This is a genomic window from Arthrobacter cryoconiti (assembly GCF_020905375.1).
Lineage (GTDB): Bacteria > Actinomycetota > Actinomycetes > Actinomycetales > Micrococcaceae > Specibacter > Specibacter cryoconiti.
Window position 1 is genome coordinate 89,008 of record NZ_JAJJBU010000017.1, and the last position, 22,756, is coordinate 111,763.

General features: G+C 59.3%; 20 protein-coding genes, 2 tRNA genes and 1 pseudogene. 5 read left to right on the forward strand and 18 right to left on the reverse strand.

Annotated elements, in window-relative coordinates; genetic code table 11:
• Positions 1-149: 149 nt before the first annotated feature.
• The 13 genes from LOH53_RS09355 to LOH53_RS09415 all read right to left on the reverse strand — a co-directional run bounded on the left by LOH53_RS09355 (position 150) and on the right by LOH53_RS09415 (position 12,193).
• On the reverse strand, positions 150-1,487 hold the full coding sequence (locus tag LOH53_RS09355; RefSeq protein WP_230067468.1) for a UDP-glucose dehydrogenase family protein: 1,338 nt from the start codon (positions 1,485-1,487) through the stop codon (positions 150-152).
• The gene (locus LOH53_RS09360) at positions 1,484-2,629 is read right to left on the reverse strand and encodes a glycosyltransferase family 4 protein (RefSeq protein WP_230067469.1); all 1,146 of its coding nucleotides are present in this window, start codon (positions 2,627-2,629) and stop codon (positions 1,484-1,486) included. Before LOH53_RS09360 ends, LOH53_RS09355 begins: the two co-directional genes overlap by 4 nt.
• 144 nt (positions 2,630-2,773) lie before the next feature.
• On the reverse strand, positions 2,774-3,400 hold the full coding sequence (locus LOH53_RS09365) for a mycothiol-dependent nitroreductase Rv2466c family protein (RefSeq protein ID WP_230067470.1): 627 nt from the start codon (positions 3,398-3,400) through the stop codon (positions 2,774-2,776).
• 63 nt (positions 3,401-3,463) lie between these two features.
• On the reverse strand, positions 3,464-4,750 hold the full coding sequence (gene clpX / locus LOH53_RS09370) for an ATP-dependent Clp protease ATP-binding subunit ClpX (protein ID WP_230067471.1): 1,287 nt from the start codon (positions 4,748-4,750) through the stop codon (positions 3,464-3,466).
• A 197-nt stretch (positions 4,751-4,947) separates the two neighbouring features.
• Positions 4,948-5,637, reverse strand: coding sequence for an ATP-dependent Clp protease proteolytic subunit (locus LOH53_RS09375; RefSeq protein WP_230067472.1), 690 nt, complete (start codon positions 5,635-5,637; stop codon positions 4,948-4,950).
• A 33-nt stretch (positions 5,638-5,670) separates the two neighbouring features.
• Positions 5,671-6,291: an ATP-dependent Clp protease proteolytic subunit gene (locus tag LOH53_RS09380; protein WP_268251068.1), complete on the reverse strand. Its 621-nt coding sequence runs from the start codon at positions 6,289-6,291 to the stop codon at positions 5,671-5,673.
• A 317-nt stretch (positions 6,292-6,608) separates the two neighbouring features.
• Positions 6,609-7,985: a trigger factor gene (gene tig / locus LOH53_RS09385; protein ID WP_326832761.1), complete on the reverse strand. Its 1,377-nt coding sequence runs from the start codon at positions 7,983-7,985 to the stop codon at positions 6,609-6,611.
• A gap of 88 nt (positions 7,986-8,073) precedes the next feature.
• A tRNA-Pro gene (locus LOH53_RS09390) sits at positions 8,074-8,146 on the reverse strand.
• Between the two features lie 125 nt (positions 8,147-8,271).
• Positions 8,272-8,345, reverse strand: a tRNA-Gly gene (locus LOH53_RS09395).
• Between the two features lie 155 nt (positions 8,346-8,500).
• Entirely contained in the window at positions 8,501-9,574 is a 1,074-nt protein-coding gene (locus tag LOH53_RS09400) for an Fpg/Nei family DNA glycosylase (RefSeq protein ID WP_230067473.1), read from the reverse strand.
• Positions 9,567-10,589, reverse strand: a complete 1,023-nt coding sequence (locus LOH53_RS09405) for a DUF1648 domain-containing protein (protein WP_230067474.1) — start codon at positions 10,587-10,589, stop codon at positions 9,567-9,569. The genes LOH53_RS09400 and LOH53_RS09405 overlap by 8 nt, the downstream gene beginning before the upstream one ends.
• A 73-nt stretch (positions 10,590-10,662) precedes the next feature.
• Positions 10,663-11,136, reverse strand: coding sequence for a ribose-5-phosphate isomerase (locus LOH53_RS09410; protein ID WP_230067475.1), 474 nt, complete (start codon positions 11,134-11,136; stop codon positions 10,663-10,665).
• A 61-nt stretch (positions 11,137-11,197) separates the two neighbouring features.
• A complete protein-coding gene (locus LOH53_RS09415) occupies positions 11,198-12,193 on the reverse strand; it encodes a hypothetical protein (RefSeq protein ID WP_230067476.1) in 996 nt (331 codons plus the stop codon).
• A 203-nt stretch (positions 12,194-12,396) separates the two neighbouring features.
• On the opposite strand from LOH53_RS09415, the gene pepN reads away from it, so the two are divergent.
• The 4 genes and pseudogenes from pepN to LOH53_RS09435 all read left to right on the forward strand — a co-directional run bounded on the left by pepN (position 12,397) and on the right by LOH53_RS09435 (position 17,344).
• Positions 12,397-14,955 (forward strand): aminopeptidase N, encoded by a 2,559-nt coding sequence (pepN, locus tag LOH53_RS09420; protein WP_230067477.1) that lies wholly within the window; start codon positions 12,397-12,399, stop codon positions 14,953-14,955.
• A gap of 116 nt (positions 14,956-15,071) precedes the next feature.
• Complete coding sequence (locus LOH53_RS09425) at positions 15,072-15,554, forward strand: OsmC family protein (protein WP_230067478.1); 483 nt, start codon at positions 15,072-15,074, stop codon at positions 15,552-15,554.
• 101 nt (positions 15,555-15,655) lie between these two features.
• Positions 15,656-16,252: pseudogene (locus LOH53_RS09430) on the forward strand (mechanosensitive ion channel family protein); the annotation flags it as partial.
• Positions 16,253-16,903: 651 nt separating this feature from the next.
• Complete coding sequence (locus tag LOH53_RS09435; RefSeq protein WP_268251081.1) at positions 16,904-17,344, forward strand: globin; 441 nt, start codon at positions 16,904-16,906, stop codon at positions 17,342-17,344.
• Positions 17,345-17,442: 98 nt separating this feature from the next.
• Here LOH53_RS09435 and LOH53_RS09440 read toward each other — a convergent pair whose 3' ends face one another.
• Complete coding sequence (locus LOH53_RS09440) at positions 17,443-18,111, reverse strand: hypothetical protein (protein WP_230067479.1); 669 nt, start codon at positions 18,109-18,111, stop codon at positions 17,443-17,445.
• Positions 18,112-18,630, reverse strand: coding sequence for an acyl-CoA thioesterase (locus tag LOH53_RS09445; protein WP_230067480.1), 519 nt, complete (start codon positions 18,628-18,630; stop codon positions 18,112-18,114). It abuts the gene before it with no gap.
• A gap of 125 nt (positions 18,631-18,755) precedes the next feature.
• Here LOH53_RS09445 and LOH53_RS09450 point away from each other — a divergent pair, with 125 nt between their 5' ends.
• A complete protein-coding gene (locus LOH53_RS09450) occupies positions 18,756-19,649 on the forward strand; it encodes an acyl-CoA thioesterase (protein ID WP_230067481.1) in 894 nt (297 codons plus the stop codon).
• A 119-nt stretch (positions 19,650-19,768) separates the two neighbouring features.
• Here the strand turns inward: LOH53_RS09450 and ettA are convergent, their stop codons facing one another.
• The 3 genes from ettA to LOH53_RS09465 form a co-directional block, all read right to left on the reverse strand.
• Positions 19,769-21,451: an energy-dependent translational throttle protein EttA gene (ettA, locus tag LOH53_RS09455; protein WP_230067482.1), complete on the reverse strand. Its 1,683-nt coding sequence runs from the start codon at positions 21,449-21,451 to the stop codon at positions 19,769-19,771.
• Positions 21,452-21,507: 56 nt separating this feature from the next.
• The gene (locus LOH53_RS09460; protein ID WP_230067483.1) at positions 21,508-22,023 is read right to left on the reverse strand and encodes a DUF6993 domain-containing protein; all 516 of its coding nucleotides are present in this window, start codon (positions 22,021-22,023) and stop codon (positions 21,508-21,510) included.
• 132 nt (positions 22,024-22,155) lie between these two features.
• Positions 22,156-22,734, reverse strand: coding sequence for a single-stranded DNA-binding protein (locus LOH53_RS09465; protein ID WP_230067484.1), 579 nt, complete (start codon positions 22,732-22,734; stop codon positions 22,156-22,158).
• Positions 22,735-22,756 lie beyond the last annotated feature (22 nt).

A 22,756-nucleotide genomic window follows, 5' to 3' on the forward strand; every position in this document is an offset into this window, starting at 1 on the left:
CGTAGCTCTGGTGTCGGACCACAGTAGAAGTGGCCTGCGCCGACTCGCCGCCAACGCGCAGGGCGTCATTACGGACGGCGCCAACGGACCAGGCCCCGCCGAACACGACACCACGCCAAGGGGCGCCGGCGGCAAGTGTCCGGTGCATCTTAGTGCGCAGCCTGGACCGACCCCAGTGCCATGCCCCTGCCTGCGCCATAGTACTCCCAGCCAGCGGTTTTCCAAGCGACCGGATCAAGGGCGTTACGGCCGTCATACATCCGCGGCACAGACATCAAAAGCGCTGTTTCCGCTGGGTCAAGCCCCACAAACTCGGGCCATGGCGTCAAGAGCATAGCTAGCTCTGCACCGCGTAGAGCTTGCTCGGCATGGCGCACAAATGACAGTTGGGGGTATGCAAGCCACGTGTGTTCCGGCACCCGGGGATCGCTCACTGTGACCTGCGCACCTTCAGCTGCCAGCTGCAGTGCAATATCCAGTGCCGGCGAATCCCGGACATCGTCCGTGTCCGCCTTGAATGCGGCCCCAAGTACGCCAATGCGTCGACCCACCACGCTTCCCCCACACATCCGCAGCGCGGACTCCCCCGCTCGGTAGCGTGCGTCTGCATTGATGCCGTCCACCAGAGAAAGTAGTTCCTCCAAGGAATCCACCCCATGATCCTTGGCTTGAACCCTGAAGGAGCGCAGATCCTTGGGCAGACAACCACCCCCAAATCCCACTCCTGCTTTGAGATAGTCGGCTCCGATGCGTCCGTCCAGCCCTAGAGCAAGAGACAATCCGACGACGTCGGCGCCGACTTGCTCGCACAGCTCACCAACGGCGTTGATGTAGGAGAGTTTCATGGCCAAGAAGGCATTGGCTGCGGACTTGATGAGCTCCGCGGTAGCCCAGTCGGTGACTATCCTGGGCGTTCCGCCGTCCAGGAGAGGAGCGTAAACAGTGTCCAAAACTGTTTGTATCCGGCTGCGGTTGCCCCCGGAGGGGAGGCCGTAAACGATCCGCTCGGGGTGCAAAGAATCACTGACAGCGCTCCCCTGACGCAGAAATTCCGGGTTCCAGGCAAGGAATGCGCCGCTTCCTTCCAACCGTCGTGAAACAAGCTCTGATGTGCCGACCGGAACGGTGGACTTCCCTGCGACCACGTCACCAGGGTGTAGATACGGGAGGAGAGCGTCAATTGCCGCCAGGATCTGGGATAAGTCTGCATCCATGGCTGTCTTAGCTTGCGGTGTCCCCACACAGATGAAGTGCACGGATGACCCCGCCACCGCGCTGGGCTCCGTGGTGAACTCGAGACGACCGCTGATGAGCCCTTCCTGGACTAGCTCTTGCAGTCCGGGCTCGTGAAAGGGTGGCAAGCCCTGCGCCAACGCCCACACCTTGGTGGCATCGGGTTCAAGGCCGACCACGGTGTGGCCCAAAGAAGCCATGGTCGCTGCGTGAACTGCACCTAGATAGCCGCAGCCGATCACCGAAACTTTCATGAATTTGTCTCCCATCCAGTCAGGGCAGCAGTATGTTCATTCATGGCCGCCAGGTAATGATTCACAAGGTCATCACACACGGTGTTCCAGGTCCGTGACTGGACCTTGGCAAAAGCTGCCGCACCGAAAGCGGCCCGCTTGGCAGGGTCGCCCAGAAGGTCCTGGACGTAGGAGCGCATCTGCCCCAACTCGCCGGGTTGGTAGAGCCAGCCGGTGCGGGATGAATCCACTAGATCGAGTGGCCCACCGCTTCCAGTAGCGACCACCGGAACCCCGGAAGCCATAGCTTCTTGGATGCTTTGGCAGAATGTCTCCAACTCGCCAGGATGGACAAAAAGGTCAAGGGAAGCCATGGCAGTAGCTAATTCTTCACCGTGGAGAAATCCAGTGAAGTGGGCGTCCGGCAAGGCCGTTTCCAGCGCTGAACGCTGAGGTCCATCACCAACTATCACCAACCGAGTGTTGGGAATCGCGGTCAAAGCCGTCAGATCAAGGAGCTGTTTTTCCAATGCTAAACGGCCCACGTACCCGATGATTTGTTGCCCGCCTGGCGCAACCATTGTGCGGAAATCGGAACTCCGTTTGTCCGGATGGAAGCGGCTAATATCCACGCCCCTACCCCACAGCTCCACTCTGGGTATGCCATGCCCGCGCAGCTGGTTGACGGAGTCAGTGGACGGGGCCAGCGTTTTTGTCGCGGCCTGGTGGATGCGTTCAACTCGCGTCCACGCCCAACTCTCAAAGAACGGCATCCCGTATTTGCCTGCGTAGCCCGGTACATCAGTTTGGTAGATGGCTACACTGGGCAAGTTCAATACCGCGGCGGCCCGGACACCACGCCAGCCCAGTACAAAGGGTGAGGCTAGATGGACTACATCGGGTTCGAACTCGGCGAGGATGGTTCTAATCCTCGCCACCCCACCCATGGCGATCCGGACATTGCGGTACCCCACTATCGGGACAGCAGTCACCCTGACGATGGTGGCTCCCTCAACGATGTCCGGAGCCAGCTCAAGGGTTGAGGGAGCGATCACCAAAACTTGGTCACCGCGCAGCTTGAGGTGTTGGAGAATTTTCAACAGGGAATGGGTGACCCCATTCATCTCGGGCAAAAACGATTCAGCGACTATGGCAACCTTCACAACTCCACTGTGATCCCGTCAGGTAACCAGTGGGAACCAAATACTCAACGCGAACGTGAAAAGTAGGTTAACCCCAGGGGCCCGGCCTCAGCTGCGTGTCTACGCGAACTATTGATGCCGGGCCCTCATAGGCACTGCGACTCTTTAGCCGAACTGTGGGTCTTCGGTACGGCTGCGCTTGATCTCAAAGAAGTAGGGGAAACTGGCCAACGCGACGGTGGCGTCCCACAGTTTGCCGGCCTCTTCCCCCCGCGGAATGCGTGTGATGACAGGGCCAAAGAAGGCCGTTCCATTGAAAGCGACAATGGGAGTACCAACGTCTTGGCCCACTTTTTCGATTCCCTCGCCATGGCTGGCGCGGAGGATCGTGTCAAAAGCATCCGAGGTAGCGGCGTCGGCCAGTTTTGCCGGCAATCCGACCTCTGCCAGCGCCTTCGCGATAACGTCGGTCAAGTCGTGGTTTTGATGGACGTGAATCGAGGTTCCCATGGCGTCATAAAGCGGTTTGATGACTTCCTGTCCGTGCTTCTGCGCGGCGGCCACGATCACGCGGACAGGCCCCCAGGCCTTGGCAATGTGCGCCTTGTAATCCTCGGAGAGATCATCGCGGTTTTCGTTGAGAACCGAAAGGCTCATGACGTGCCAGTCAACGGAGATGTTCCGCACGGTTTCCACTTCACTGATCCATCGGGACGTCACCCACGCGAAGGGGCACGTGGGATCAAACCAGAAATCGGCTTTTTCGGTAGCTGTCACAGCATTTTCAGACACAATGGTCTCCTTTTCGACGAGCGGTATTACAGCCGTAACACCTATACTGGCGACAACAGCGAACTAGGCGGACTTGTTCCGCCGTTTGGCCATAACATCGTGTGGGATCAAAGTGGGCTCCGCTTTTTTCTCCACGGCGTCGGCCGTTATCACCACGGAAGCGATGTCTTCCCGGCTCGGAAGATCGAACATAACCGGCAGCAGGACCTCTTCGAGGATTGCTCGCAAGCCACGTGCTCCCGTGCCGCGCGCTAAAGCCTGATCAGCGATCGCTGCCAAGGCGTCGGCCTCAAACTCCAATTCCACCCCGTCAAGAACAAACATTTTCTGATACTGCTTGATGAGCGCATTTTTCGGCTCGGTCAGAATCTGGATCAGCGCCGTGCGGTCAAGCTGCGTCACCGTTGTGATGACGGGCAGACGTCCAATGAACTCGGGAATCAAACCAAATTTGAGCAGGTCCTCTGGCATGACATCGGCATATGTCGCTTCCGATTGTTTCAGTGCGCTCAGGGGCGCTCCGAAGCCAATCCCCTTCTTGCCCGCCCGGGATCCAATGATCTCCTCAAGGCCTGCGAAGGCACCGGCAACGATGAATAGAACGTTTGTGGTGTCAATCTGGATGAATTCCTGGTGCGGGTGCTTGCGTCCGCCTTGCGGTGGGACGGAGGCCACCGTACCTTCAAGAATTTTCAGTAAAGCCTGCTGCACACCCTCACCGGAGACATCACGGGTAATGGAGGGATTTTCAGACTTACGCGAAATTTTGTCGATCTCATCAATGTAAATGATGCCCTGCTCGGCCTTCTTGACGTCAAAGTCTGCGGCTTGGATAAGTTTAAGCAGAATGTTTTCCACGTCCTCACCCACATAACCAGCCTCTGTGAGGGCCGTGGCGTCGGCGACGGCGAAGGGCACGTTGAGCCGGCGGGCAAGAGTTTGGGCCAGATACGTTTTACCGCACCCGGTGGGGCCCACCAACAGAATATTGGATTTTGATATCTCAACTTCGTCATGGACGCCGTCAGCCAGTGTCGTGCTTTTAACGGCATGACCGGACTGGATGCGCTTGTAATGGTTGTAGACAGCCACTGCCAAGGACCGTTTGGCGGGCTCCTGACCAATCACGTATTCCTGGAGGAAATCAAAGATTTCACGCGGTTTCGGTAACTCGAAAGCGTCGAGGTCCGCTACTTCAGCCAGTTCCTCGTCAATGATTTCATTGCACAGTTCAATGCATTCGTCGCAAATGTAAACACCTGGGCCGGCGATCAGCTTGCGAACTTGCTTCTGGCTTTTCCCACAAAAAGAACACTTCAGCAGGTCAGTGCTTTCGCCCATTCTGGCCATGTGATTGTCCTTCCGCGGATGGTCCGGGATAACTAGCCCGTCCATGCAAATTAGGGAACACAGCAACTACGGCTGCTGTGCCGTGGAACATGCCTCTACTCTATGCCAAGGCACTGACATTGCCCGGAAACCAAACGCCGGGGCACTCTGGTGTTGGAGTGACCCGACGTTTGGCTTGTGCCATTGACCGCCGATAGTTAGCGAGTAATGGCTGCCGGCTTGATCTTGCGCGGCGCCAAAACCTCGTCGATCAGTCCGTACTCCTTGGCCTGTGCAGCGGTGAGGATGTTATCGCGCTCGATGTCATTGCTGACCTGCTCCGGCGTGCGGCCCGAGTGGTCTGCAAGTGTGTTCTCCAGCCATGAACGCATGCGCATGACCTCATTGGCCTGGATTTCCAAGTCTGATGCCTGACCACCTTGACCACCGGACAAGGCCGGCTGGTGGATCAACACGCGTGCGTTTGGCAGAGCCAAGCGCTTACCCGGAGCGCCCGCGGCGAGCAGGACAGCTGCTGCGCTAGCAGCCTGACCCAGGCAAACGGTCTGGATTTCCGGGCGGATGAACTGCATGGTGTCGTAGATAGCCGTCATCGCTGTGAACGATCCACCGGGTGAGTTGATGTACAGGGTAATGTCACGGTCTGTGTCATCGGCCTCAAGGACCAACAACTGGGCCATAACGTCATCCGCGGAGGCATCGTCCACCTGAACTCCGAGGAAAATAATACGGTCCTCAAACAGTTTGGTGTACGGGTCCTGGCGCTTGAAGCCATAGGGTGTGCGTTCCTCGAACTGCGGGAGGACGTAGCGGCTGGTGGGCAAATTACCCGCCGTGCTGCCGAAGCCACCGTTATCAAACGCTGTGCTGCCAAAGTTGTATGTCATGGTCTTAGCTCCTGGAATCTGTTCTTTGGCCGGTTACTTTGCGAGGGTTCCGCCGCCGCCGGCGACAGAGCCTGCGTGACGGCTGATCTTGTCAAAGAAGCCATACTCCAGAGCTTCCTCGGCTGTGAACCACTTGTCGCGGTCGTTATCCTTGAGGATCTTCTCCACTGACTGCCCGGTCTGCGACGCTGTCAGTTCAGCCATCACCTTCTTCATGTGCAGAATCAGCTCGGCCTGGATTTTGATGTCCGACGCCGTTCCACCAATACCGCCTGACGGCTGGTGCATGAGGATGCGTGCGTTAGGGGTTGCGTAGCGCTTGCCCTTGGTGCCAGAGGAAAGCAGGAACTGGCCCATGGAGGCAGCCAAGCCTGTTGCGACTGTGACGACGTCGTTGGGAATGAACTCCATGGTGTCGTAGATAGCCATGCCGGCCGTCACTGAACCACCAGGAGAGTTGATGTAGAGGTAGATGTCCTTGTCAGGATCCTCAGCAGAGAGCAGCAGGAGCTGGGAGCAGATCAAGTTTGCATTGTCATCGCGGACTTCCGAGCCCAGCCAGATGATGCGTTCTTTGAGCAAGCGGTTATAGATGTACTGATCCTGACCCGACGAATCCGGGCCGGCCATGTTCGGTGTGGTGTGCTGTGCCATGGTGGACTTACCTCTCCTTCGTGCGATCCGTTGAACTGGCACCGTGTCCGGCATTTACCGACACACCCAGTCCAAGACGGCTCATCACTAATCTTCACTACTTGGACAGTAGCCTTTATGGGCACCGATTTGTTTCGCAAAACCGTACTGTTCGCTGACGGCGCACGATTGCTGGCGCGGGAGTGTGGCTAGCAGGCACTCAGGTGTCTCGTGGCGTCAGTGCCGCCGTCGTCCTCTGCCTTTGGGCATGAAAAAACCGCCGCCGGCCCGTGAAGGGAACCAGCAGCGGTTTGTTCAAGCACATCCCGAGCAGAAGGCTAGATGCGGACTTCGCCCGGATCTACTACTGCTGTGGGCTCGATGACCTCATCGGCATCTGTGTCTGCGTCAATCTCGTCCTCATCGCTTGCAACAGAGACGAAGTCGGTCAGGTCGACGTCGGTGCCGGCAGTGTCTTTGACGACGGCCTTGGCCAGGACGGCGGCGAGTGCCTTGCGGCGTCGAACTTCGCCAACGATCATGTTGACCTGACCTGAGGAGTCAAGCATCTGCGCGAACTGGTTCGGTTCCATGCCGTATTGGCCAGCGGAGGAGACGATGTAATCGATCAGCTCGGCCTGGCTGACACCGATTTCTTCCTTCTCAGCAACTGCATCAAGGATGATCTCGTTGCGGAACGCGCGCTCGGTGTTTGATTTGACTTCGGCGCGGTGCTCTTCGGTGTCGTGATCTTCACCGTGGGAGTTTTCCGGGCGGAAGTGCTGCTCAAGCTGCTCGGTGATCACGGATTCCGGAACCGGAACCTCGATCATCTCTACAAGCTTGTCCAGAACCTTGTCACGTGCCTCAACGCCCTGCTCAACAACCTTGGATTCGGCAGCCTGCTTAGCCAAGTCCTCGCGCAGTTCAGCAATGGTGTCGAACTCGGAAGCCAGCTGGGCGAAGTCGTCGTTCGCTTCGGGCAGTTCGCGAGTCTTGACGGCGGTGACCTTCACGGTGACCTGTGCGTCTTCGCCGGCATGCTCGCCGCCAGCCAACTTGGTCTCGAAAATTGCTTCTTCTTCGGCGGAAAGGCCGGTGGCAGCCTCGTCGAGTCCGTCCAGCATGTTGCCGGAACCGATCTGGTAGGAAAGGTCAGTGGCGGAGTCAACCTCGACGTCGTCAATCTTGGCAGAAATGTTGATGGTCACGAAGTCGCCATCGGCGGCCGGACGGTCATCTGCCTTCAAGGTGCCGAAGCGCCCACGCAGCTCGTCCAGCGCCTTGTCAGTGTCTTCGTCAGTGGCTTCAACAGCTTCAACTTCGACGGCGATTCCGGCGTAGTCGGGGAGCTCGATCTCCGGACGGATGTCGATCTCGACGTGGAACTTGAGCTCGCCGTCGGTGGAGGTAGGGTCCGGAACCTCTGTAATTTCAACTTCGGGGCGGCTGAGCGGGCTGATGCCAGCTTCCACTACAGCGTTCTGGTACCAACCGTTGAGGCCATCATTGATGGCGGTTTCAAGAACGTAACCGCGGCCGACGCGCTGGTCGATCAGCTTGTTGGGGACCTTGCCCTTGCGGAAACCAGGCACTTGTACCTGCGTGCCGATCGTCTTGTAAGCCGCGGCGATGCTCGGCTTCAATTCCTCAAAGGAAACCTCAACGTTGAGCTTTACCCTGGTGGGCGTGAGGTTTTCGACAGCGCTCTTCACAGCGTGGTACTCCTGATGGTCTGTTGGTGGATGTTCGGCACCAGCACATGGGCAGCCACTGACCAAACGTGAACCGGATTATGCTGAGTCGGGGCGACAGGACTCGAACCTGCGGTCTCCTGCTCCCAAAGCAGGCGCGCTAGCCACTACGCTACGCCCCGTAGTGCCCGCAACAGTCTACGGGCAAATCTTCCAAGATGCACAATCAGTGCCTCACGCCTGGGAAGGCATCGGCGCTGCAAGTAAAAAAGTCTCTGGCCAGAGGACCGGAGACTGTTCCTTTACTTGGAGGGGGCGACGGGAATCGAACCCGCGTCATCAGTTTGGAAAACTGAGGCTTTACCATTAAGCTACGCCCCCGGTGAACTTCGACCGTGGGCCGAACAACTCGAAAAGCGTACCAATCGTTCCCCGATGCACCAAATCGGCGCAGATTCCCCTGCCCTTCGCCTGCCGTTCTCCTGCCCTTTGCCTGCTTGTGGCCGCAGATTGCGCCTGCTGCTTATGGCAGGGTTTCACGGCTGTGGGGAGCCCTGGCACTGGGGACACCAATAGAGCTTGCGTGCGGCCAGTTCAGCCATCGCCACCGCGGTCTCACAATGCCGGCACGGTAACCCGTTGCGTTTGTACACGTAGTGCGCGTCCTCACGGGGTACTTCCTTGTTGGGCTGAAGCCCGCCTCTGTTGAGCCCGTCCCCGTTGAGCCCGTCCCCGGTGGGCTGGTACGCAAGGTTCGACGCCGCCCCCTGGGCCCCGGCGTCGTACTTCCTTGGCACGGGGTTGCTCGCCGAGTGCGGCGCCACGCCCGTCCCGGAAGGGCGGTCAATGAGTTCGGTGGTGATGATGCGCCCGTCGCGGACGCCGTCCTTCATGAGCGCACGAATCTCACGCCACAGGGAACGAATTTCTTCCTCCTGAAGCGATTTCCCGGACATCCGCGGGTCTATCCCGAGACGGAAAAGCACCTCTGCCCGGTATACGTTTCCAACTCCCGCGATGATCTCCTGCTTCATGAGCAGCACGGCGATGTTGCTCGCCGAAGACCGGATACGCCGAACAAACTCGTCCTCGTCCCCGTGCTCGTCCTTGAAAGGATCATTCAAGGGGTCCGGGCCCAGCTTTGCCAAGACGGCCGAGACCTCCACCGGGGTTAAAACCTCGCAAGCGGTGGGCCCGCGAAGGTCCGCCCAGCCATGATCCGAGACGAGCCGAACCCGCACAGCGCCCTTGGGTTCCGGCGGGCCGTTGTAGTCCGACCCACCATCTCCCCCGTCACCTGCTAGTCCAGCAGACACTTCTCGCTCCCCGACGCGGCGTGGGGCGCCGATGCTGGATGCGCCGGTAAAAGTGGAATCGCCGCCAAAGTCCCAGGCTCCGTAGAGACCCAAATGGACGCGCATGATGCGGTCCTGGGAAAAGTAGAGGAACATTTGCTTGCCATGAGCTTGTGCACGTTCCAGTCGGTGACCGTCTAGGAGCGCGGCTCCCGCACTGAACTTCCCTTGCGGGCTGGAGACAAGGAGCGTGGTGGCGCCAAAAACGTCGTTGAATTGCCGGGCCAGCCGGTGGACTGAGTGTCCCTCAGGCATGGTGTGCCTGCTGGCCAAGTTTGTAGCCGTTGAGCAGCGCGGCCATCCGCTCGGCATCCTCGACGGTGCCACTGTTGACCACAAACTGGCGGCCGTGGGCCAGTTCGACTACCAGTGCGGGCCCGCGGCGGACTATAAAGGCACTCCCCCACGAGCCGAGGCGATATCCCCAGCCGCCATACTGCAGTGGCAAGATGTCCTTTGCCGTCGTGACTTGAGAGAACCCCGATACTGGAATGTGGAGCAGGCGCCACCCCCCGAACACAATGACCGACAACCCGTTGGCAGCCACCTGAACTGTGGCACTGAGGAACCCTAGTACCAGAGCCGTCAATGGCAATGAAGGAATCAACCACCACGGTGATGCCAGGCCTAAGAGTGCCGAGGCTGCGAGTGTGATGCCGCCCATCACGGCGTACGTCGCTGCGGAGCCGTGCACTCGTATGCGGATGATTTCACCACGAAGAGCGCCAGATCTATCTGCATGAGTGGACTTTGTCAAGTGGGCCGCTATGTTCTCCGGCGGGGACGCCCGCACCAACAGTGCCACAACCGCTGCAGGGACTATTGATATGGCCGTGCCAGCTAACACGATTTTCCAGTTCATGGCGGTGGCTGTGGCCGTTGAGAGGTCCAGTTGAGGCAGCAGTCCGGCGAGGAGCGTTGAGGCCATAAAAGCTGTCAAAACAACCGTGAACGCCGCTCCGATCCGCTGCATGCCGTGGGGAACTGACTGTAGGGAAAAACTCACTGCAAGTATCATGCCAACACCCAGCGGCACCAAGACGGCGAGCCAGAGCATCGGGGCCCGCCCCATGAACTCATCTGCAACGCCCGAGCCGGACCAGTGTGAGCCTACTGACTCCGGAAGTCGACCCGCGATCATCGCCAACCAAATAGCGACGGACACCGCGATCAGCACAACAGGAACTGTGGCCAGCACCAGCGTCCGGCGCTCAAACGTCTGGCGCCTTAACGGCCCGGCACCGTCTTGAACATTTGCTACTTTGCCCACACTTCGCCTAAACCTTTGCATCACTGAACTACTAGCCCGTTTTACTAGACAGCCTAACTACTCACCGGCCTGATTACTGGAGAACCTCACCAGTTTTTTCGTATTCGGCGATTTTGGCAATACGGCGCACATGGCGTTCGGCGTCACTGAACGGCTCAGCCAAAAATGCTTCGATGAGCGTGGTGGCTTCTTCAACACTGTGCTGGCGTCCACCCACGGCGACCACATTTGCGTCGTTGTGTTCGCGAGCCAGTTTGGCTGTGTCCAGATTCCACGCCAGCGCGGCCCGGATGCCCTTGACTTTGTTCGCGGCGATCTGCTCGCCGTTGCCGGAACCGCCCAGCACGATCCCCAGTGCTTCCACTCCTGCGGCTTGGTCGGCGACGACGCCGAGCGCTGCATTGATGCAGAAGGAAGGATAGTCATCTTGGGCGTCGTACGTCTTGGGTCCATGGTCTACCATCTCGTAGCCCTTGGCGCCGAGCGCGGTGATGAGGTGAGCGCTGAGCTCCATGCCGGCATGGTCGGTTGCGATGTGAACGCGCATGTGTGGGTCCTTCAAGACGTAAGTGAACTGCGGACGTTTCAAGCCTACCTAAGCCGTGGCGTCAACGCTGACCGGCAGTTTTACCGGCTCTGCGGTTGAGAATAATGGCGAGTTCATCTGCGGCCTCCAGTGTGGGCGCACCAACCACCGCCCGCCTCCCATGCGTAAGTCCCAGTACGACGCCGGCCCCTGAGGTGGGCAGGAAGGACTCCCTCCCGCTGTGCCTGCGCAGTCCGACGCCTCCATAGTCTTTCGCGACAATGTCCAAGGAGAGTGCACCCTCTATCTCGGTACACGGCACAGTGATCACTGGCAGCACTCCGGCAAGTTTTACGCTGAGCTGGCTGCGGTCGGTGCGCACTGTTGCGCACAATCCTGCCACCACTAGCAACGCCGCCAGGGGAAGGATCAGCAGAAACCATGGACTGAGAATGGCCAAAAGCGCCCCGGGAAGTACCCCTGCCAGCAGGATCATAATGATGACCGAACTTCGTGGGTGCAGGACGTACTGGTACTGGTCTTTGATTGCTGTTGGGTCTTTCTCGTGCTCCAGTATTGCCGCAAGCGCGGCGTCATCCGATGATGTCCACTGTTCGTCGGGTTTGAAGGTCAGCGCCAAAACCACGCCCATGGCCGCTGCCAGTCCGGTTCCCATGAGCACCACATAGCCGTCAACCCGGTCCGCGTGTGCCGGGCCTGGCGCGGACTGTCCCAGTAAAGCGGCGGAAAACACGGCACTGGAGGCCAGTTGCAAGGCCATGGCCAGTCCCAGCAAGATTCGTCGGGTGGTGCGGGAGAGCACTGTCCGCGCCCCTTGACTTCCCACACCGATCCCCACCACGAGTGTCACAGCGACGGCAACGGCCAGAAACGCCGGAAGGCCCAGCGGGTCTCCGCCCGTAGGCAGCACCACCCCGTCCGGTAACTGCGGGCTCAGGATGATCCCGCCAACCACCATGCCCAGGCACAGCAGAACAGGGAAGATCACGGCAAAGCGCAGCGCCCGCAGATCTTGGTGGCGCTCCGTGCTTGAGTCGTGGCTGCCGTCGTGTCCCATGGTTCTAGCTTTTCACGTTCTTGATATCTTCCACAGGAACTTCTACAGGAATACGCCTAATACTCCTCTTACCCTTGCACCTGACGGAGGTGACGGAGACAGAGAGGGGTGATAAGTGCAAGAATAATTTCATCCGGTCGGCGTATTCCGCCGGCCCGTCTCCACCGACACAGTCCACAAGGCTCACAACGGAAGGCACCAATTTGCCTGGCTTGAATCTCACCCGCGCCGAAGCAACCGAGCGCTCACAAACTTTGACTGTTGAAAGCTATGACGTCACCCTTGATCTGACCGCTTCCGAGAAAACTTTTGCCTCCACCACCACGGTGACGTTCACCGCTAAGGAGGGTTCGTCGTCGTTCATTGATGCAGTGACGGATAAAGTCCACTCGGTGACACTCAATGGCGTCAGCCTGGATCCTGCCAAGGTTTCGGACGGCGTGCGTATCAGTCTGAGCAACCTTGACGCCAAGAATGTTCTGACTGTAGAGGCCGACGCCCTCTACACAAATACGGGCGAAGGCCTGCATCGCTTTGTGGATCCAGTGGACAGCGAAGTCTACCTGTACAGCCAGTTTGAGGTCCCAGACAGCCGACGCATGTTCACCGTGTTTGAACAGCCTGATCAGAAGGCTAATTTCACGTTCCACGTCACGGCACCGGCGCACTGGTCCGTGACGTCCAACTCCCCCACACCGGAACCTGTTGCTGCCGGTGAAGGCAAGTCCACGTGGCATTTTGAACCCACGCTGAAGATTTCAAGTTACATCACAGCACTGATTGCCGGACCGTACCAGAGCGTGCACAGCGAACTGACCAGCTCCGACGGCCGGGTAATCCCCCTAGGCGTATTTGCGCGGAAGTCATTGATGGAATTCATGGACGCGGAGAACGTCTTTGAGCTCACCCGTCAGGGCTTTGAGTTCTTCGAAGCCCAGTTCGGCACCCCCTACCCTTTCCCCAAGTACGATCAACTGTTCGTTCCGGAATTCAACGCTGGTGCCATGGAGAATGCCGGCGCTGTGACGTTCCTGGAAAGCTACGTTTTCCGTTCCAAGGTCACCGACGCCATGGTGGAACGCCGTGCCATCACCATCTTGCACGAGCTCGCTCACATGTGGTTTGGCGATCTGGTGACCATGCGCTGGTGGAATGACCTTTGGCTCAACGAGTCCTTTGCCGAGTTCATGTCCACCTTGGCTGCCGCGGAGAACACGAAGTACGTGGATGCGTGGACCACGTTCTCTTCGCTGGAAAAGAGCTGGGCTTACCGCCAGGACCAGCTGCCCACCACACACCCCATCAAAGCCGAGATCACGGACTTGGAAGACGTGCTGGTCAACTTTGACGGCATCACGTACGCCAAGGGCGCTTCTGTACTGCGCCAGCTGGTGGCCTGGGTGGGCCAGGAAGAATTCATGGCAGGGGTGCGCGCGTACTTCTCCAAGCATGCCTGGTCCAATACCGAGCTGCCCGATTTGATGGTCGAGTTGGAAGCCGCCAGTGGCCGCGATCTGACGCTGTGGACCGAAAAGTGGTTGGAGACGGCAGGGGTGAACACGTTCAAGCCCGCCATTGAGACGGACGACGACGGCACCATCACCGCATTCTCGATTCTCCAGTCCGCTGTGGCCGAACACCCGACGCTGCGTCCGCACCGCACCGCAGTGGGTTTCTACGACTTGGCCACGTCAGGGGACGACGCCGGCAAACTGGTCCGCACACACCGTGTGGAACTGGACGTCGACGGTGCTTCCACGGAGGTCCCGCAGCTGGTGGGCATGAAGCGTCCGGCCCTTGTCCTGCTCAACGACGACGACCTGGCCTACGCCAAGATTCGCCTCGATCCCTTGTCTCTTGCCACTGCCAAGGTTCACTTGAAGGACTTCAAGGAGTCCCTGCCGCGCACTGTGGTCTCCGCCTCCGCGTGGGACGCAGCCCGCGATGGCGAGACCCCGGCTCGCGAATATGTGGGACTGGTCCTGGCGAACATCGGCTTTGAATCCGATTCCACCGTGATCATGGTGCTTCTGCGCCAGCTAGCCACCACCTTGCACTACTACGTGGCACCGCAGTACCAGCAAGAAACGGCTCTCATGGCCGCCGATGCCCTGTGGGCTTTGGCGCAGGGCTCGCAAGCAGGCTCCGATGCTCAGCTCCAGTTCACCAAGGCGTTTGCAGCGCATGCCCAAAGTGAGGCGCAGCTCTCCACCGTTGACGAGTTGTTGAAGGGCGACGTCGTCCTTGCGGATTTGAGTATTGACCAAGATCTGCGCTGGGAGTTGCTGAGTTCATTGGTAGCTGGCGGCCGGGCCGATCAAAGTGTCATTGACGCCGAGCTGGCACGTGACAATACCCAGACGGGTCAATTAGCGGCATCCGCGGCCTCTGCCGCCATCCCCACCCGGGAGGCTAAGGCACAGACTTGGGAGTCCGTCGTCGTCCGCGGGGACGGGGCCAACGCACTCCAGCGGGCAGCCATCACCGGATTCACTCGCGTGTGGGACACCACCTTGTTGGAGCCGTACGTGGCGAAGTACTTTGCGTCCTTGAAGCAGGTATGGGCGGAGAAGTCCTACGAGACAAGCTCCACCATAGTGACCGGGCTGTACCCCTCCGCGTTGGTAGCCCAGTCCACTTTGGACGCCACGGATGCGTTCTTAGCCGAGCTGGGCGATGAAATCCCCGCCTTGCGCCGGCTAGTGCTGGAGAGCCGTGACGGTGTGGTGCGGGCCTTGAAAGCGCAGGCAGCGGACCACTAGAAAGCGGCAAACTCAAGGTACGCGGCCCTGTCGATTGGATCGGCAAAAATGCACAAAAACTTGCCCGCAGCCGGGGATCTGGCTGCGGGCAAGTTGTGCGCTATAGGCTGGGGTTCATGGGACTGAATGAGCACCAATTCACCGTCGACGTCTTTTGGACGGGCAACCGCGGCACCGGGACGTCCAGCTACAAGGATTACGGACGCGATCACAGCGTCACCGCCGTTGGTCTGCCGACGATCCTGGGATCAGCGGATAGGACCTTCCACGGAGATAGGGACCGCTGGAACCCGGAACTTCTGCTGGTCACTGCGCTCTCCGAATGCCATATGCTTTCCTACCTGCATGTTGCGGCAAAGCATGGCGTGGTGGTGACCACTTACCAGGACACAGCCACCGGGACCCTGAAACTTCACCCCAACGGCAGCGGTGAATTTTCCTCCGTTACCCTCAATCCGCAGATCCGCGTGGCTGACCCCGGCTCAGGTGAACTGGCACTGAGCCTGCATGAAGAGGCCGCCAGCATGTGCTTCATTGCCCGCAGCGTGAACTTTCCGGTACACCACACCCCCACCTTGTTGGGGCCCACCCAGGACTAGACTGACGGGCTCCGGAACTACACCGCCAGCTCTTTCGCGTTAGGCTGGAAAGAGACTGTTGACGCCACTCATGAAGGAAGTCAGGTGATGGTGGTTTGCCGATGAATGCGCTGGAAGAAACCGGGAATATTTTGCTGCTCAACCTGCTCGACGCCGGCATCCGGGTGGCCATTGGCTTCCTGGTGTGGCTGGCACTTCATTACGTAATCCGTTTCGTCGTCAAGCGCACAGAGAAGGGTTATTGGCATCAGCGTGGAATGCGCTGGGCCCAGCCGGTCATCAGGAACATCGACCCCATGATGCGCGCACTAGATAATGAACGGCGCATCCAGCGGGCCCAGACCATCGGCACGTTGTTGAACTCGATAGCCACGGTCCTGGTGGTGGTGCTGACAGGGTTCTACGTCCTTTTAGCTTTCAACGTCAATATTGCGCCGCTGGTGGCCAGCGTGGGCGTTGTAGGCATTGCCATCGGGTTTGGCAGCCAGCAATTGATCCGCGATTTCCTGGCAGGAATTTTCCTCACGCTTGAAGATCAGTACGGTATTGGCGACATCATTCAAACCAGCGAGGTCATTGGCCGGGTGGAGTATCTGGGCCTACGAGTAACCCGCGTCATGGGCGAGGACGGGACACTCTGGTACTTGCGCAATGGTGAGATTCTCCGCTTGGGCAACCGCAGCAAAGGCGGATACGTAGCCCCAACTCCGCAGCCGGCTCCCGCTACTTCAGGCGGGCCTGCTGCTTCAGGCGGGCCTGCAGGCGGGGCTGCGTCCGGGGGGCCTGCAGGCGGGGCTGCGTCCGGGGAGCCTGCAGGCGGTGCGGCTGCGTCCGGGGAGCCTGCCCCAACATCGGCTACTGCAGCTCCGGCTACACCAACGGCGGCCGCCGCACCGGCGATTGCTGATGGACCTCCGGCTCATGACGCTACGCCTCCCACACTAGAACCACTGGAATCCCAAGAGTAAGAAAGCCACATGACTGCTGAGCACAACCAACTCTCACCCTTTGCCAACGGCCCCGCCGACAACGATGCTGCTGAAGGCGGAGCGGATTTTACTGCTCGCGTGCGCAACTCAACGCCGGCAGAAAACGATAAAAACGCCGAGAAGGCGGTAAAACCGGGCGTTGCCAAGGGCCCTGATCTAGGACCGGGCATTCCTGTGCCGTCACGTTTTGGCGCTCCGATGGCCACTATTTTGCCTATTCCGACCAGGATGGGCAGGCCCCTGCCCTCTAGCAATGCGCCTAGCGCGTGGCCTGTGCCCCAGGACAACTCGGCAACGGACTCCACATCAGAGAACGCTGCAGTCGAGCCGCAGCAGGCAGCTACTCCTGCGGCCACCGAGTTGATCTCTGAACCGGCCACTGACCCCTATGCTGACGAATCCGCCTATGCTGACACCTTTTATGGGCAGATCGGCGGGCATGCCACGTTTGAAACCATCATCCATGTCTTTTACGAAGGCATCGCCGCCGATCCTCTGCTGCGCGCCATGTATCACGAGGAAGATTTGGCGCCCGCGGAGCGGCGCATGCTCATGTTCATGGAGCAGTACTGGGGCGGGCCCCGCACCTATCTGGAGGAACGAGGGCACCCGCGTCTTCGCATGCGCCACGTCCCGTTCCAGGTCACCCCGGAAGCCCGCGACCGCTGGCTTGCGGCGATGCGGAAGGGAGTGGACGCCGTCGAGCTTTCTCCCATGCATGAGGCAACACTCTGGGATTATCTGGAACGCGCCGCTGCTTCGCTGGTGAATTCAGCGTCAGACCCGTCGCAACGCGCCTGAGAACATTGCGGACTTTCCGCTGGCGCAGAACTCACCAGAAGTTCTACGCATAGTGCACCCGGCGCAGAACTGACTGCGAGTTCTGCGCCTACGAAAAGTTAGAGTGTCGCTTTGGGGCGAACCAGGATGTGTCCGCGTCCGGTACTCAGCCGTAGCCACCGGTGCGAGCGGTACACGGTCCCAGTTTCGCCTGGCGCCACAAATCCTAGGGTGTAGGCCCCGAAGGCGGCTCCGCCAGGGAGTTCGCCGGGTAGTCCTGGAACGGGACGGCCCCACACGGCCGCCCGCGCGTTGTTCACAATCAACGCACCCGGGTTGACTGGAATGATTTGCCCGATTTCTTGCACGCCGTCCTTGGCCACCTTGATGAGTGTTTCCGCGTCCACCGCGCCCAATTCTTCCCAGGCCCCTCGGGGCGCGCTGACGGCGGCCCAGGATTCGTTGACGGTCATCGGGGGGACGGGCAAGGCGAGGTCGTCCGCGTCCATACGGGCTAATCTGTCCGCCACCGATGCCAGGCTCACGGTGACGTCAAGGTCGGATTCAGCGCTAAGGGCCATGGTACGTAGCCCCAAAATAGTGGGAGTTCCCTCGCCCAAGAGTTTCGCGCGCATGACGCATACGTAAGCGGCGAGGACTCGGCCTGCCCCCTGAAGTCTTACGCCGCCGTCGTCCGCGGCACGGGCACGGGTCACGAAGGTGCGCAGGTCCGCAACGGTACCGGCGTCGGCCAGCACAAGCTCATCGGTGTCAGTGGTAGTGGGCATTTAGAGCGCTCCTTGGGTCGCAGTGCTGGCAGGCTCGACGGCGTCGGGAGCCTGGGTGGGCCGGCGGCGGAAAGCGACGGGATCGCCCCGCCAAGTCTCGAGGGCACGGCGTTGAGGATCGGTGAGGCGAACTGGCCGCCCGGTCGCGCGGGAAACCAAAACCATCGAGGTGGCCGCGCGGGCGAAGACCACTGAGGTGTCCGCATCTGTCACCGAATAGCCAAAGTCAAAGCTGGAGCCGCCCACATGCGTGACCCAAATGTTCACAAACACCGGATCGGTCCGGAAGGCTATGGGCGCCAGATATTCGATCTCATTGCGACCCACCAGGGTGAACAGATCCTCGCCAATCAGCTCATTGAAACTGATGCCCGGTGAGCTCGGGTCTTCCAGCGGCGTATGGATTAGTTGGACGCGGGCATCTTCTAAATACTGCAGGTACACCACGTTGTTGACATGGTTGTACGCATCGATGTCGCCAAAACGGACTTGAAGTGAGATTTGAATTGCCAGAGCCATGTGCCCATCATCTCAAAGCGTGGTGGGTGCAACCACCCAAAGCGGCGTAGATCACCCTATAAGGCAGGCTTTCATGCGGCGATCTCCATTTGTTCGCACGCTGGCTGACACATAGAGTCACGTTTATGAATGCGACGCCTGAATCTTTTGATCCATTGAAACAATTACTGCAAACTCTCGACTTATCCGATGCCGGCGGCGCCCAGACTGATGAAGACATTTTTGTGGGGCCAGGCGAGCCGCATGCCGTTCGGCCGCGACTATTTGGCGGACAAGTGCTGGCTCAATCGTTGATGGCGGCGTCCAAGACCGTGGACCCGGACAGGCTGGTGCACTCCATGCACGGCTATTTTCTGCGGCCCGGTGACGTCACACTTCCCATCACTTTTGGTGTCCAAAGGCTGCGCGATGGCCGGTCCTTTTCGGCACGCCGTACGCATGCCTATCAGGGCGGAGTGCCCATTCTGTCTCTGATTGCGTCTTTCCAGACTCCCAATACGGGGCTGGAACACCAAGCACCCATGCCGGAGGGAATCCCTGCACCTGAAACACTTCCGACCACGGCCCAGCTGATCGGTTCGATCGACCATCCGGTGGCGAAGGCGTGGGCCTATGAGCGTCCCTTTGATATTCGTCACTGCGGGCCCAACCTCTACTTTGATGTCAAGGGCGAGCACGTGGCACACCAGGCAGTGTGGATGAAATCGCTGGGTGACATGCCGGACGATCAGAACCTGCACCGTGCCGCACTGGCGTACGCCAGTGATTACACGTTGTTGGAGCCGGTATTGCGCCGCCACGGGATCAGCTGGGCCACCCCCGGTATGAGCGTGGCCAGCCTGGACCATGCCATGTGGTGGCACCGGCCGCTACGCGTGGATGACTGGCTGCTCTACGTCTCCGAGTCCCCCAGCGCTTCCGGTGCGCGTGGGCTCAGTAATGGTCGTTTTTACACGCGCGACGGCGTGCTGGTGGCTTCGGTGGCCCAAGAAGGAATGTTGCGTCTTCCGTCTGAGTAAAACCGAAAGCTTTCGCTTAGCTGCATTAAAAACGTTTGGCCGGTCCCTTTGCAGGACCGGCCAAACGTTTTTTTAATGCAGCGTGCGATTTGTCGCTGGGGCTAACCGCGGACTTGGATTTAGTCGCGCGTTAGGCGGCGGTGAGTGACACGGTGCGGACGCGCTGCGTCGGCACCGAGACGTACCACCTTGTCCAACTCGTAGGAGTCGAAGTTACCCTCAAACCAGTGCCAGTTGGCGGGGTTTTCTTCGGTGCCTTCGTAGGCGAGGATGTGGGTAGCTACCCGGTCAAGGAACCAACGATCGTGGGAGACCACCACGGCGCAGCCGGGGAATTCCAGCAAAGCGTTTTCCAAGCTGCTGAGGGTTTCCACGTCAAGGTCGTTAGTGGGCTCATCCAAGAGCAACAAGTTGCCACCCTGTTTGAGGGTCAGTGCCAGGTTCAAGCGGTTCCGCTCGCCACCGGAGAGCACACCGGCCTTCTTCTGCTGGTCCGGACCTTTGAATCCGAAGGCCGCAACATAGGCACGTGAAGGCATTTCCACGTTGCCGACCTGAATGTAATCCAGGCCGTCGGAGACAACCTCCCACAACGACTTTTCGGGGTCGATGCCGCCACGGTCCTGGTCGGCGTAGGAGATTTTTACGGTCTCTCCGACCTTCAAGTCACCGCTGTCCAGGGGTTCCAGACCGACTATTGTCTTGAAGAGTGTTGACTTTCCAACACCGTTGGGTCCAATGACACCAACGATTCCGTTCCGTGGAAGCGAGAAGGAAAGCCCGTCAATGAGGACACGGTCCCCGAATCCCTTCTTCAGGTTCTTCGCCTCGAGCACGATGCTACCCAAACGCGGTCCCGGCGGGATCTGGATTTCTTCGAAGTCCAGCTTGCGGGTGCGGTCGGCTTCGGCAGCCATTTCTTCGTAGCGGGCCAGACGAGCCTTGGACTTAGTCTGGCGCCCCTTGGCGTTAGAGCGAACCCACTCGAGTTCTTCGGTGAGGCGCTTGGCCTGCTTGGCGTCCTTCTTGCCCTGAACTTCCAGACGCGCACGCTTCTTCTCCAAGTACGTGGAGTAGTTGCCTTCATACGGGTAGAGGTGGCCGCGGTCCACTTCGGCAATCCATTCGGCCACGTGGTCTAGGAAATACCTATCGTGGGTCACGGCCAGAACGGCGCCGGCGTAGCTCTTGAGATGCTGTTCTAGCCAGTTCACGCTTTCAGCGTCCAAGTGGTTAGTTGGCTCATCTAGGAGCAACAGGTCAGGTGCTTGCAGCAGCAACTTGCACAAAGCCACGCGGCGGCGCTCACCACCGGAGAGGACGGTAACGTCGGAATCTCCGGGAGGACACTGCAGCGCATCCATGGCCTGCTCCAGCTTGGAATCAATGTCCCATGCGTCAGCGGCGTCAATGGCTTCTTGGAGTTTGCCCATCTCTTCGAGGAGCACATCAAAGTCAGCGTCGGGGCTGGCCATTTCCTCGGAGATTTCGTTGTAGCGCTGGATCTTGCCGTAGATCTCGCCAACGCCTTCCTGGACGTTGCCCAGAACGGTCTTTTCCTCGTTCAGCGGCGGCTCTTGGAGCAAAATGCCCACAGAGTATCCGGGGCTGAGACGGGCATCGCCGTTAGACGGTGTATCCAGACCGGCCATAATCTTCAAAATGGTGGATTTTCCGGCACCATTGGGCCCCACAACGCCAATCTTGGCACCTGGGAAGAAAGACATGCTGACGTTGTCAAGAATGAGTTTGTCGCCCACGGCCTTGCGGGCGTTGGACATCGTGTAAATAAATTCGGCCATACCCCCAAGGTTAGTGGGTGTGCGGCTTTATCTCACATTCGCAGGTCCTCAGCGTTCTAGTGCTGATCTCCTACGAAGCATCGCCCGGAGGCCAAGACTGGTAAGACGACGACGGAGGCTACGCCGCTGCGCACTTGTCCGATGATGCATTGATTGGCTATTACCGAAGCAGCCTCAATAGCATCCACGGCCAGCCCGGTGGGCGTCTTGTCGATGGAAAGCTCCAACGTTTGCTGGGCCGCTCCGGCTTCCAACATGGCAGCTTTCATTTGATCCCGTGTAGGAGCTTTGGCGGTACGGCCGAGGTTATCCAAGGACGTCTGTACCTTGGCGGCTAACACCTCAGCTTCCGACGGCGGCTGCGTGGGCTCCGCTGCCCCTGTACTGGCCGCGGCCCCCGAATCCACAGACGTACCCGTGGAGGCTCCGCCGGATGGAGCGCCATTCTGTGATGGTGCGACGGATGAACAGCCAGTCGTGACCAATGCTGCGGCAAGTCCCAATGCGGCGAAGGCCTGCCGAAGGCCCGCTTGGCGTTTGGGTAGCCGTCGCCCACTGAGTGGGCCTGGCAACTGGGGAACATGTTGTCGGCTGGACCCGCTCTGCAGTCTGGAGTGGCTCAGCGGACTGGGCCCACCGGGTCTCAGGTAGTTTGAAGTCACATGATTAGTCTGCCACGGTGAGGACGTCCTTCAGTGTCGGAATCAGAAAGGCACAGGTTCTTTGTTCAGTTCACCGGTCCCTGTGTCCACTGATTCTCCATCCACGACGACTACGCCTCGTTGATCAGTGTCAAAGTCTTGATCCCCAGAGTCATCATCGTCGGGAAGCGTGTCCGTGACTGAGTCTGGATCCGGGTCTGGACCGTCTCCTTGCTGGTGTTGATCGGCAGAATCGTGTGAAGAATCAGCGCTCACTCGTTGACTTCCTGTTCGGGAGTACAGGGCGGACCCAAACTGGAGGTCCGGGCCGATGCTCTCGGCATCGATTTCTACGCTGATGCCTGGGCTCCCGTCTTTGCGAAGATAGGTGACCAGATGCAACCGGCCCACCACGATGATGCGATCGCCTTTGTGGATGCTCGATGCACTGTTTTGCGCCAGTGAACGGAAGACGTTGACGCGGAACCAGTTGGTGTCGCCGTCAGACCAAGCGTTGTTGACCGGATCTTGCCGGCGATGGGTTGATCCCATTCGGAAGTTGCCAACCACGAAGCCGGTCTGGGTGTTTCGAAGCTCTACGCCGGAACACGCGAAACCTCGAATGGTGAGGAAGTTTGCCATGAGACTGCCTTTCACTAGGCCG